Here is a 10,176-nt window from a genome sequence, read left to right as displayed (position 1 = left end):
GTTCCCCGCGCCCCTAAAGGCGAGCGGCTTCGCCGCTCAGCCTTTATCGGGGAAATGCGCGCGAAGCGCAGGCATTTCAGGGGCGCGGGGAACTGCGCGGCCAGCCCCCACCGAACCCGCACCCGCCGACGCACCCCACCCCACCCCTCCCCGAAGGCGCCCCCGGCCGAGCAGAAACCCGGCATGCGGCGGAGCCACCGCGTGAGGCAGAATCGCCGCAATGAGCACCTACCGCGACCTAGCCCACCGTGGCAGCGCCCGAGCCACGGTCCTGCGTACCGTCGGCACCCGTGAGCGCCGCTCGCACCTGACGGCCCCCCGCGTCCCCACCGTCGGGATCGACATCGGCGGCACGAAGGTGATGGCGGGTGTCGTCGACGCGGACGGCGTCATCCTGGAGACCCTGCGCACGGAGACGCCGGACAAGTCCAAGAGCCCCAAGGTCGTCGAGGACACCATCACGGAGCTGGTGCTCGACCTCTCCGACCGGCACGACGTGCACGCGGTGGGCATCGGCGCGGCCGGCTGGGTCGACGCGGACCGCAACCGCGTCCTGTTCGCCCCGCACCTGTCCTGGCGCAACGAACCCCTCAGGGACCGCCTCGCGGGCCGCCTCTCCGTCCCCGTACTCGTCGACAACGACGCGAACACCGCCGCCTGGGCCGAGTGGCGCTTCGGCGCGGGCCGCGGCGAGGACCACCTCGTCATGATCACCCTCGGGACGGGGATCGGCGGCGCGATCCTGGAGGACGGCCAGGTCAAGCGCGGCAAGTTCGGCGTCGCCGGCGAGTTCGGCCACATGCAGGTCGTCCCCGGCGGGCACCGCTGCCCGTGCGGCAACCGCGGCTGCTGGGAGCAGTACAGCTCCGGCAACGCCCTGGTCCGCGAGGCCCGCGAACTCGCCGCAGCCGACTCCCCGGTCGCGTACAACATCATCGAGCGGGTCAAGGGCAGCATCCCCGACATCACCGGGCCCCTCATCACCGAGCTGGCCCGCGAGGGCGACGCCATGTGCGTCGAGCTGCTCCAGGACATCGGCCAGTGGCTCGGCGTCGGCATCGCGAACCTCGCCGCCGCCCTCGACCCGTCCTGCTTCGTCATCGGCGGGGGAGTGTCCGCCGCCGACGACCTGCTCATCGGCCCCGCCCGCGACGCCTTCAAGCGCCACCTCACCGGCCGCGGCTACCGCCCCGAGGCCCGGATCGCCCGCGCCCAGCTCGGCCCCGAGGCCGGCATGGTCGGCGCCGCGGACCTGGCCCGCCTGGTCGCCCGCCGCTTCCGCCGCGCCAAGCGCCGCCGCGTGGAGCGCTACGAGCGGTACGAGCGCTACGCGCGCACCCTCGGCGGCGCCGCCGGCAGCGGCGAGCAGTGACGGGACGACCCGCCATGATGGTGCCCCGCCAGGCCTCGTCCCCGGACGAGACCGCACGCCCCGCCGAGGACCGCGGCCGGATGATCCGCCGCCGCGCGCTCACGCTCCTGACCATCGTGCTGCTCATCGGCATCCCCGCCGGCTACCTGGTGATCTCCGCGAACCAGAGCCGTGACAGCGGCAAGGACAAGGAAGCCAAGTACTCGGCGACCGGCCTGACCATCGGCTGGCCGTCGAAGGTGCAGCGCCGCCTCTACCAGATCCCGATCCCGGCGGGCTCGCGCAGCGTCGCGTACTACGAGACGAACAACTACAAGGTCAGCCGCCTGTACGCGCAGTTCCTCACCAGCAAAAAGGGCCTGGCCTCGTTCCTCGAGAACATCGACAGCACCGCCTCCGACCTCAAGAAGGACCACGTCGCGATCAGCGACCGGGACCAGCAGGTCGCGGGCTGGAACTTCACCGGACCCGGCCCCTGGTACGGCCTCACCCACGCCCAGAAAGACCCGTCGCCCACGCAGACGGTCATGGTGAACCGCTCGAACCCCGACCACCCCATGGTCTACGTGGTCTCGACGACCCACCCCTGAGCGCGCGATCCAGAAATATCTGCGCCCGCGAAGTGAGAGTTTGCCGAACCGCGCACTGAGGCTTTCTGCCGCAATAAGCGAGAGCGAATTGTTCGGCGTATGCACGCCGCCGTGACGTGCTACTGTCGATCTCAGTTGCTGTTGTGGTTCCCAAAACTTCAAGCGTGCAAGCGCTTATGTATTTCCGGTCATTTCCGGGCGGGGTCATCACGACGAACACGGCTCCCGCGCAGTGCGGGCGCCAATGACTTCGCAAGAGGAGAATGACATGGCTAACGGCACCGTGAAGTGGTTCAACGCTGAAAAGGGCTTCGGCTTCATCGAGCAGGACGGTGGCGGTCCGGACGTGTTCGCCCACTACTCGAACATCGCCTCGTCGGGCTTCCGCGAGCTGCTCGAGGGCCAGAAGGTGACCTTCGACATCGCGCAGGGCCAGAAGGGCCCGACGGCCGAGAACATCGTCGCGGCCTGACGCTGACCCACGCTGAGTAGCCGGGACCCGCATCCTTCGGGGTGCGGGTCCCGGCTACCTGCATTTCCGGCGCATGTACCGGCCGGCTCCGCAGTATTTACCCACCGGTTCATACTCGTAATTACCTGTGCCGTTCAGTGGCAGCCGTAATTCCTTGATATGTGCCACATCGAGGAAGGCGCCATATGTACCGCGCACGCCCCAGCTATTCCCGCCGACCCGCCGCCGCACGCGGCGAGTTCGCGCTTCCCGTAACGGTGACGCCGGCCCTGCCCGCCGTGACCGCCTTCGCCGAGCTCGACATGCCCGAGCAGCTGCTGGCCGAACTCGAACGGCAGGGCGTGAGCGCGCCGTTCCCGATCCAGGGCGCGACACTCCCGAACTCGCTCGCCGGCCGTGACGTTCTCGGCCGCGGTCGCACCGGCTCCGGCAAGACCCTCGCCTTCGGCCTCGCCCTGCTCGCCCGCACCCGTGGACAGCGGGCCGAGCCCCGCAGGCCCCTCGGGCTGATCCTCGTACCGACGCGTGAGCTGGCTCAGCAGGTGACCGACGCGCTCACCCCGTACGCCCGCTCCGTCCAGGTGCGCATGACCACGGTCGTCGGAGGCATGTCGATCGGCAAGCAGGCCGGCGCGCTGCGGCGCGGCGCCGAGGTCGTCGTCGCGACCCCCGGCCGGCTCAAGGACCTCATCGACCGCGGCGAGTGCCGGCTGAACGACGTGGCCGTCACCGTCCTCGACGAGGCCGACCAGATGGCCGACATGGGCTTCATGCCGCAGGTCACCGCGCTGCTCGACCAGGTGCGCCCGGGCGGGCAGCGGATGCTCTTCTCCGCCACGCTCGACCGCAACGTCGACCTGCTGGTCCGCCGCTACCTCAGCGACCCGGTCGTGCACTCGGTCGACCCGTCGGCCGGCGCCGTCACGCGGATGGAACACCACGTCCTGCACATCCACGGGGCCGACAAGCACGCCGCCACGACCCGGATCGCGGCCCGCGAGGGGCGCGTGATCATGTTCCTGGACACCAAGCACGCGGTGGACCGGCTGACGCAGGACCTGCTCGACAGCGGCGTACGGGCGGCCGCGCTGCACGGCGGCAAGACGCAGCCGCAGCGCACCCGCACGCTGGCGCAGTTCAAGTCGGGCCACGTCAGCGTCCTCGTCGCGACGAACGTCGCGGCGCGCGGCATCCACGTCGACAACCTCGACCTCGTCGTCAACGTCGATCCGCCGACCGACCACAAGGACTACCTCCACCGCGGCGGCCGCACCGCCCGCGCGGGTGAGGCCGGCAGCGTCGTCACCCTCGTCACGCCGAACCAGCGCCGCAGCATCGCGCGCCTGATGTCGGACGCGGGGATCCGCCCGCAGACCACCCAGGTCCGCTCGGGCGACGCCGCCCTGAGCCGGATCACCGGCGCGCAGGAGCCGTCCGGAGTCCCGGTGGTCATCACCGCACCGGCGGAGGACCGCCCGCGCCGCGGCCCCTCCGCCCGGGGCCGCCGCCGCCCCTCCTCCGGAGCCCGGCGCGCGTCCGCCCGTCCGACGGGCAGCGCCAGCCAGGCTGCGTAACACCCGGTCGGCCGAAGAACTCACCCCACTCCGCAGGAGGCATCTTTTGACGCTGGTCCAGGTCTGTGACGACATGAGCGTGGAAGTGGCGCTGGCCATCATGACCGCCGCCCGCACCGGCCGGCTGGCCGTGTGCGACCAGGACGACGAGCGCACCGGACTCGTCACCCGGACCGGCCTCACCGCCGTCCGCGCCAGCTCCGCCTACACGGACCGTGTACGGCTGCGCGACATCCCCGCCCTGGCCTGCTGACCCTGTTCCGCTGAACTTCTCCCTGTGAGGCATCATGCGCTGCGTCATCGCCCGCTTCCCCTTCGAACTCACCAAGAGCGGTGTGGTGCAGTCGATGAAGGGCATCAAGGCCGAACCCGTCACCGGTGAATCGGTGACCATCGGCCGCCGCCACTACCCCGTCAAGCAGGTGGGCCAGGTGATCACCGGCCAGGACCGCCGCGACTTCTCCGCCGCCGAGGTCCTGCGGGCCATGGAGCGGCTCGGCTTCACCTGCCGCACGCTGCCCGCGGCCGAACCCGTACGGGTCGAGGACGCGTTCCAGCGGGCCTCCGCGCTGCTGGGAACCCCCGCGGCCGTCTGAACACAGCAGTGTGGCCCCGTCCGGCGATGTGCCGGGCGGGGCCACACTGCTGTGTTCAGCGGTCGGAGTAACTGAAGTCGCCCACGGTCCAGGCGCTCACGTCCTCGATCGCGACGCGGTACATCCCGCCCGTCTCCGGGATGCCCACGGTGCCCTGGAGGATCCGGGCCACATGGAAGTGCAGATGGGTCGGCGGGTCGGCGCGCTTGGTGGGGGCGTCGAACACGGCGGAGAACTCACCGAGTCGGTCCGAGTCGGACAGGACCTCGCAGACCCGCCGCCTCCACACGGCTTCGGGAGCGAGCCGGCCGGTGATGACGGCACCACAGGTGACCACGGTCAGGGACATCTGGTTGCTCTCCTCGGACTCCACCAGGGCGGCGATGTCAACGAGCAACTCGTCAGGCTTCGACATGGCCCCCACTATATTTCCTGCCCGCCGACGGCCTGCGAAGGATTACCTCCTCCCTGGACGCGCAGAAATCTATCTCGGCCGGAGTAGACATTGGGCTGTGGGCTGGCTATGGTTTCTCTCGTAGCCGAGATCGGAAGATCGAGACGCAAGCAGTAGACGAAGTAGCAGTACCGAAGTATCCGTACAACCGCGGGAAAGAACGGAGGGATCGAACGCCATCAGGATCGCCCGGACGGGAGCATCGAGTCCGGGTACCGCAGGACATCGATAGGCAGGTGGTCTCCGGTCACGCATCCGCGATCCCCGCGCCCCCGGCAGTTTCCGAGCCGGACGTGCGGCAACAATAGGTCGGCGCAGTACAAGAGCCGGCAGATGGTGTAGTAGTTCCTTCGGGGCCCTGGTGCCGGTACGGCGCCAGGGCCCCTCGACGCGTTTCACAGAGAAGGTGCAAATGACAGCAGAGGACTCGTTCGGGCGTCTCGACGACGACGACTACCCCGCCTACACCATGGGCAGGGCCGCCGAGATGCTCGGTACCACCCAGGGCTTCCTGAGGGCCATCGGCGAAGCCCGCCTGATCACCCCGCTGCGCTCCAGCGGCGGACACCGGCGCTACTCCCGGTACCAGCTGCGCATCGCCGCCCGCGCGCGCGAGCTCGTCGACCAGGGCACCCCGATCGAGGCCGCCTGCCGCATCGTCATCCTCGAGGACCAGCTCGAAGAGGCCCAGCGGCTCAACGCCGAGTACCGCCGCGCAGGCGAAGCGGCGAAGCAGGCGAAGGCGTCCGCACAGTCCGCCCGGGACGACTAGCGCGACTGGAGCGACACGGACGCAGGCGACCGGAGCGACGGTACGGCGCGCGCACGCAGCACCATGAGCGCGCCCTCCGGGGCCGCCACCATGGCGAAGGGGAACCGGTCGAGTTCGAGGCAGAGCGCGACGTCGTCGGGGTGCACCCCCTGACGGATCCCTTGCGTCAACTCATCGGCGGCGCGCGAGTGCTGGGCCCGGCGCAGGTACGGGGCGGCGTCCGTCCCGTCCCCCGCGGCCCGTCCCGCGATGTACTCGGCGCACGCCCGATCCTCCTCGGCGCGCCCGTCCTCCCCGGTCACCACGTACGTCACCCCGGCGCCGTCGTCCGCGCGCTCCCGCAGCACCCGCGCCGTCGCCTCCGCCACCACGAACCCGGCACACAGCACGAGCGACGCGTCCTTCACCGCGAGGGCGCCGACCGTCCCGGCCGTCGTCTTCTGTACGACGGTGCGCCCGTCGAGGTCCGCGGACCGCAGCAGGCCCGGTGAGTTGACGGCGTCGAACCCGGGCGCGGGCGGCCCGTCCTTGAGCGCCACCCACTCGGGATGCTCCGCCTTGAGCGCCCTGGCGTCGTCCAGCGACTCGGCGAGCACGATCTTCTCGGCGCCCCTCGCGAAGGCCCACGCGGCGACCGTGAAGGCGCGCATGACGTCGACGACGACGGCCACGGAAGGGGTTTCGGCCAGCTCGGTGATGCCGAGGAAACGTGTGTCCATCGGGCGATGATCGCGTACGCAGGGGGATCTTTCACCTGGTCCGCCCTGAATTCTCACCACCCCCTTATCGGCGCCGCGGCGCGATGTGGGAGCGTTGGCGGGTGAGTGAGACGCGTACCCAGACCTTGCAGTACCGCTTTGACGGGCCCGAAGACGCCCCTGTCCTGATCCTGGGCCCCTCACTGGGTACGACCTGGCACATGTGGGACCGGCAGATACCCGAGCTGACCCGGCAGTGGCGGGTGTTCCGCTACGACCTTCCCGGCCACGGCGGCGCCCCCGCCCACCCCGCGGGCTCCGTCGCCGAGTTCGCGGACCGGCTGCTCGCCACGCTCGACGAGGTGGGCGTGCAGCGGTTCGGGTACGCGGGCTGCTCGCTGGCCGGCGCGATCGGTGCCGAACTGGCCCTGCGCCACCCGCACCGCGTCGCCTCCCTGGCGCTGATCGCGGCTTCGCCCCGCTTCGGCACGGCCGACGAGTTCCGCCAGCGCGGCGTCATCGTGCGCAGCAACGGACTCGACCCCATCGCCCGCACGTCCCCGGAGCGCTGGTTCACGCCGGGCTTCGCGACCGCGCAGCCCGCCATCACCGACTGGGCCGTGCAGATGGTCCGTACGACGGATCCCGGCTGCTACATCGCCGCCTGCGAGGCCCTCGCCGCCTTCGACATCCGCGCCGAGCTGGGCGCCATCGGTCTGCCCACGCTCGTGCTCGTCGGCTCGGAGGACCAGGTCACGGGGCCGGCCGAGGCCCGCACGCTGGTGGCCGGCATCCCGGACGCGCGCCTCGCCGTCGTCCCCGGCGCCTCGCACCTGGCCCCGGTCGAGCAGCCCGCGGCCGTCACCGACCTTCTCGTACGCCACTTCTCCTCGGCCTGGATCCCCGCGTACGAGACCGGGCAGCACGCCATCCAGGCCGCCCCGGTCAAGCCGGTCCTCGCGCCGCCGCCCCCGCCGCTCGCGCCGCGGGCGGAGATCAGCGCGGCCGTCCTCCAGCCGGAGGCCGCGGGCCGTCCCGACCCGCACGACGTGGGCCTGAAGGTGCGCCGCGAGGTGCTCGGCGACGCGCACGTGGACCAGGCGCTGGCCACGGCCGACGAGTTCTCCGGGGACTTCCAGCAGTTCATCACGCGCTACGCCTGGGGCGAGATCTGGGCGCGCCCCGGCCTCGACCGCAGGATGCGCTCCTGCGTGACGCTGACCGCGCTGGTCGCGGGCGGTCACCTCGACGAACTGGCCTTCCACACCCGGGCCGCGCTGCGCAACGGGCTCACGCCGGCCGAGATCAAGGAGATCCTGCTCCAGGCCGCCGTCTACTGCGGTGTTCCCGCCGCCAACGCGGCGTTCAAGGTCGCCCAGCAGGTGATCCGCGAGGAGACGACGCCGCAGGAGTAGGAGCAGGATGGGGCGTATGAAGTTCACGAAGAAGACCCATGCCTGCGTCCGCCTGGAGAAGGACGGACAGACGCTCGTCATCGACCCGGGCGGGTTCTCCGAAGGGGACGCCGCGCTCGGGGCCGACGCGATCCTCGTGACGCACGAGCACCCCGACCACTTCAACGAGGAACGGCTGCGCGCCGGGATGGAGGCCAATCCCGGCGCGCACATCTGGACGTTGAGGTCGGTGGCGGAGCAGATCTCGGCGGCGTTCCCCGGCCGCGTCCACACGGTCGGGCACGGCGACACGTTCACGGCGGCGGGCTTCGACGTACAGGTGCACGGCGAACTGCACGCCGTCATCCACCCGGACATCCCGCGCATCACGAACGTCGGCTACCTCGTCGACGGCGGCGCCGTCTTCCACCCCGGCGACGCCCTGACCGTCCCCGACCGGCCCGTCGAGACCCTGATGCTGCCGGTCATGGCGCCGTGGAACAAGATCGCCGAGGTCATCGAGTACGTGCGCGAGGTGAAGCCGCAGCGGGCGTACGACATCCATGACGCGCTCCTGACCGACCTCGCGCGCCCGATCTACGACAACCAGATCGGCGCGCTCGGCGGCACCGAGCACCTGCGTCTGACGCCGGGTGACTCGACGCGGCTGTGAACTACCGTCGCCGCGCGAGGAGTTCGAGGACGTCCTCGGTCGTGCCCAGCTCGGCGATGCGCGGGAAGATCTTGCCGAAGGTGTGCGCGTGCGACGCGGCGTCCGTGTCGGTCGTCGCGTCCTCGACCACCAGCAGGTGGTAGCTCAGCTCGAAGGCGGAGCGCGCGGTCGACTCGACCCCGATGGACGTCGAGATGCCGCCGAGCACGATCTGCGTCACCCCGCGCCGGCGCAGCTGGAGATCCAGCTCGGTGCCGGTGAACGCGCCCCAGTGCCGCTTGGTGATCACGATGTCGTCGCCCAGCGGCCCGAGCTCGTCGGGGAACGCGGAGAACTCCGGCGGGGGTGCCTGGGTGAGGCCCGGCGCCGCGGACCGGCCCGCCGGCAGGTCGCCGCCGTCGGGCGACCAGGCGACCTTCACACGCACGACCGGCAGGCCCTGGGCGCGGAAGGCGTCCGCGAGGCGCGCCGCGTTCTTCAGGACGTCCGTGGCGGGGTGCACGGTCGGCAGGCCGAGGATGCCGTTCTGCAGGTCGATGAGGACGAGGGCGGGGCGCTCGTCGAGGGCGTGCGGGGTGCCGGTGCTGGGGGTGCTCATGTTCGGCAGGCTACCTGCCTAACAGGAAAACTTGCAAGGTTGCCTGTCTATATCCGTGCCCGGGGTCGGGCCGTTGTCATACCCGGCCGGTAGGTTGTGGGGCATGCGCATTGCTACCTGGAACGTGAACTCGATCACCGCGCGGCTGCCGCGCCTCCTTGCCTGGCTGGAGAGCAGCGGCACGGACGTGCTGTGCATCCAGGAGACCAAGTGCTCGGCCGAGCAGTTCCCCGCGGACGCGCTGCGGGAGCTCGGCTACGAGTCGGCGGTGAACGCGAACGGCAGGTGGAACGGGGTGGCACTGCTCTCCCGCGTCGGCCTGGAGGACGTCGTCAAGGGCCTGCCCGGCGACCCCGGCTACGACGGCGCCGAGGAGCCCCGCGCGGTCTCCGCGACCTGCGGCCCGGTCCGCGTCTGGTCGGTCTACGTGCCGAACGGCCGGGAGGTGGACCACCCGCACTACGCGTACAAGCTCCAGTGGTTCGAGGCCCTGAAGGCGGCGGTCGCGAGCGACGCGGCGGGCTCGCGCCCGTTCGCGGTCATGGGCGACTACAACGTCGCGCCGACGGACGACGACGTCTGGGACATCGCCCTGTTCGACGGCGCCACGCATGTCACCCCCGCGGAGCGCGCTGCGCTGGCCGCGTTGCGGGAGGCCGGGCTGAGCGATGTCGTGCCTCGGCCGCTGAAGTACGACCACCCGTTCACGTACTGGGACTACCGGGCGCTCGGGTTCCCGAAGAACAAGGGGATGCGGATCGACCTGGTGTACGGGAACGCTGCGTTCGCCGGGGCGGTCAAGGATGCGTATGTCGACCGCGAGGAGCGGAAGGGCAAGGGGGCTTCGGATCACGCCCCTGTGGTGGTGGATCTGGACGTGTAGCGCGTCTGCGGGTGCGTGGGGGCTGGTCGCGCAGTTCCCCGCGCCCCTCAGGGGAAATGCGCGCGAGGCGCAGGCATTTCAGGGGCGCGGGGAACTGCGC

General features: G+C 70.9%; 13 protein-coding genes. 10 read left to right on the top strand and 3 right to left on the bottom strand.

Annotation, left to right across the window (positions count from 1 at the left end):
* The first annotated feature begins 220 nt into the window (after positions 1-220).
* The 6 genes from AB0L37_RS11055 to AB0L37_RS11030 all read left to right on the top strand — a co-directional run bounded on the left by AB0L37_RS11055 (position 221) and on the right by AB0L37_RS11030 (position 4,604).
* On the top strand, positions 221-1,372 hold the full coding sequence (locus tag AB0L37_RS11055; protein WP_365502718.1) for an ROK family glucokinase: 1,152 nt from the start codon (positions 221-223) through the stop codon (positions 1,370-1,372).
* A gap of 14 nt (positions 1,373-1,386) precedes the next feature.
* Positions 1,387-1,962 (top strand): sugar kinase, encoded by a 576-nt coding sequence (locus AB0L37_RS11050; protein ID WP_365502716.1) that lies wholly within the window; start codon positions 1,387-1,389, stop codon positions 1,960-1,962.
* A gap of 268 nt (positions 1,963-2,230) precedes the next feature.
* A complete protein-coding gene (locus AB0L37_RS11045; RefSeq protein ID WP_365502714.1) occupies positions 2,231-2,434 on the top strand; it encodes a cold-shock protein in 204 nt (67 codons plus the stop codon).
* Positions 2,435-2,619: 185 nt separating this feature from the next.
* A complete protein-coding gene (locus AB0L37_RS11040) occupies positions 2,620-4,008 on the top strand; it encodes a DEAD/DEAH box helicase (protein WP_365502712.1) in 1,389 nt (462 codons plus the stop codon).
* Between the two features lie 73 nt (positions 4,009-4,081).
* Positions 4,082-4,261 carry a hypothetical protein gene (locus AB0L37_RS11035; protein ID WP_365502710.1) on the top strand — a complete coding sequence of 60 codons (180 nt, stop codon included), beginning with the start codon at positions 4,082-4,084 and terminating at the stop codon, positions 4,259-4,261.
* 34 nt (positions 4,262-4,295) lie between these two features.
* Positions 4,296-4,604 carry an SCO5918 family protein gene (locus AB0L37_RS11030; RefSeq protein WP_365502708.1) on the top strand — a complete coding sequence of 103 codons (309 nt, stop codon included), beginning with the start codon at positions 4,296-4,298 and terminating at the stop codon, positions 4,602-4,604.
* A 55-nt stretch (positions 4,605-4,659) separates the two neighbouring features.
* Here AB0L37_RS11030 and AB0L37_RS11025 read toward each other — a convergent pair whose 3' ends face one another.
* Positions 4,660-5,019, bottom strand: a complete 360-nt coding sequence (locus AB0L37_RS11025) for a hypothetical protein (RefSeq protein WP_365502706.1) — start codon at positions 5,017-5,019, stop codon at positions 4,660-4,662.
* A 451-nt stretch (positions 5,020-5,470) separates the two neighbouring features.
* Here AB0L37_RS11025 and AB0L37_RS11020 point away from each other — a divergent pair, with 451 nt between their 5' ends.
* Positions 5,471-5,830, top strand: coding sequence for a MerR family transcriptional regulator (locus AB0L37_RS11020; protein ID WP_365502704.1), 360 nt, complete (start codon positions 5,471-5,473; stop codon positions 5,828-5,830).
* Here AB0L37_RS11020 and AB0L37_RS11015 read toward each other — a convergent pair.
* Positions 5,827-6,549, bottom strand: a complete 723-nt coding sequence (locus tag AB0L37_RS11015) for a 2-phosphosulfolactate phosphatase (protein WP_365502702.1) — start codon at positions 6,547-6,549, stop codon at positions 5,827-5,829. The two genes, AB0L37_RS11020 and AB0L37_RS11015, sit on opposite strands and share 4 nt — an antisense overlap.
* A 101-nt stretch (positions 6,550-6,650) precedes the next feature.
* Here AB0L37_RS11015 and pcaC point away from each other — a divergent pair, with 101 nt between their 5' ends.
* Both pcaC and AB0L37_RS11005 read left to right on the top strand, forming a co-directional pair.
* Entirely contained in the window at positions 6,651-7,943 is a 1,293-nt protein-coding gene (gene pcaC / locus AB0L37_RS11010) for a 4-carboxymuconolactone decarboxylase (RefSeq protein ID WP_365502700.1), read from the top strand.
* 16 nt (positions 7,944-7,959) lie between these two features.
* Entirely contained in the window at positions 7,960-8,595 is a 636-nt protein-coding gene (locus AB0L37_RS11005) for an MBL fold metallo-hydrolase (RefSeq protein WP_365502698.1), read from the top strand.
* A gap of 1 nt (position 8,596) precedes the next feature.
* Here AB0L37_RS11005 and AB0L37_RS11000 read toward each other — a convergent pair whose 3' ends face one another.
* On the bottom strand, positions 8,597-9,193 hold the full coding sequence (locus tag AB0L37_RS11000; RefSeq protein ID WP_365502696.1) for an isochorismatase family protein: 597 nt from the start codon (positions 9,191-9,193) through the stop codon (positions 8,597-8,599).
* Between the two features lie 103 nt (positions 9,194-9,296).
* Here AB0L37_RS11000 and AB0L37_RS10995 point away from each other — a divergent pair, with 103 nt between their 5' ends.
* A complete protein-coding gene (locus AB0L37_RS10995; RefSeq protein WP_365502694.1) occupies positions 9,297-10,076 on the top strand; it encodes an exodeoxyribonuclease III in 780 nt (259 codons plus the stop codon).
* Positions 10,077-10,176: the final 100 nt, after the last annotated feature.

The sequence above is a fragment of the Streptomyces sp. NPDC052225 genome (assembly GCF_040679615.1).
GTDB lineage: Bacteria > Actinomycetota > Actinomycetes > Streptomycetales > Streptomycetaceae > Streptomyces.
The sequence above is the reverse complement of the archived record's forward strand: the minus strand, read 5'-3'. Positions and strand labels throughout refer to the sequence as shown.

Excerpts from the sequence above, each read along its gene's own strand:
- AB0L37_RS11045 (WP_365502714.1), top strand. The coding sequence starts at position 2,231 with ATGGCTAACGGCACCGTGAAGTGGTTCAACGCTGAAAAGGGCTTCGGC.
- AB0L37_RS11030 (WP_365502708.1), top strand. The coding sequence starts at position 4,296 with ATGCGCTGCGTCATCGCCCGCTTCCCCTTCGAACTCACCAAGAGCGGT.
- AB0L37_RS11000 (WP_365502696.1), bottom strand. The coding sequence starts at position 9,193 with ATGAGCACCCCCAGCACCGGCACCCCGCACGCCCTCGACGAGCGCCCC.
- AB0L37_RS11050 (WP_365502716.1), top strand. The coding sequence starts at position 1,387 with ATGATGGTGCCCCGCCAGGCCTCGTCCCCGGACGAGACCGCACGCCCC.
- AB0L37_RS11035 (WP_365502710.1), top strand. The coding sequence starts at position 4,082 with ATGAGCGTGGAAGTGGCGCTGGCCATCATGACCGCCGCCCGCACCGGC.
- AB0L37_RS11020 (WP_365502704.1), top strand. The coding sequence starts at position 5,471 with ATGACAGCAGAGGACTCGTTCGGGCGTCTCGACGACGACGACTACCCC.
- AB0L37_RS11025 (WP_365502706.1), bottom strand. The coding sequence starts at position 5,019 with ATGTCGAAGCCTGACGAGTTGCTCGTTGACATCGCCGCCCTGGTGGAG.
- AB0L37_RS11005 (WP_365502698.1), top strand. The coding sequence starts at position 7,960 with ATGAAGTTCACGAAGAAGACCCATGCCTGCGTCCGCCTGGAGAAGGAC.
- AB0L37_RS11055 (WP_365502718.1), top strand. The coding sequence starts at position 221 with ATGAGCACCTACCGCGACCTAGCCCACCGTGGCAGCGCCCGAGCCACG.
- AB0L37_RS11040 (WP_365502712.1), top strand. The coding sequence starts at position 2,620 with ATGTACCGCGCACGCCCCAGCTATTCCCGCCGACCCGCCGCCGCACGC.
- AB0L37_RS10995 (WP_365502694.1), top strand. The coding sequence starts at position 9,297 with ATGCGCATTGCTACCTGGAACGTGAACTCGATCACCGCGCGGCTGCCG.
- AB0L37_RS11015 (WP_365502702.1), bottom strand. The coding sequence starts at position 6,549 with ATGGACACACGTTTCCTCGGCATCACCGAGCTGGCCGAAACCCCTTCC.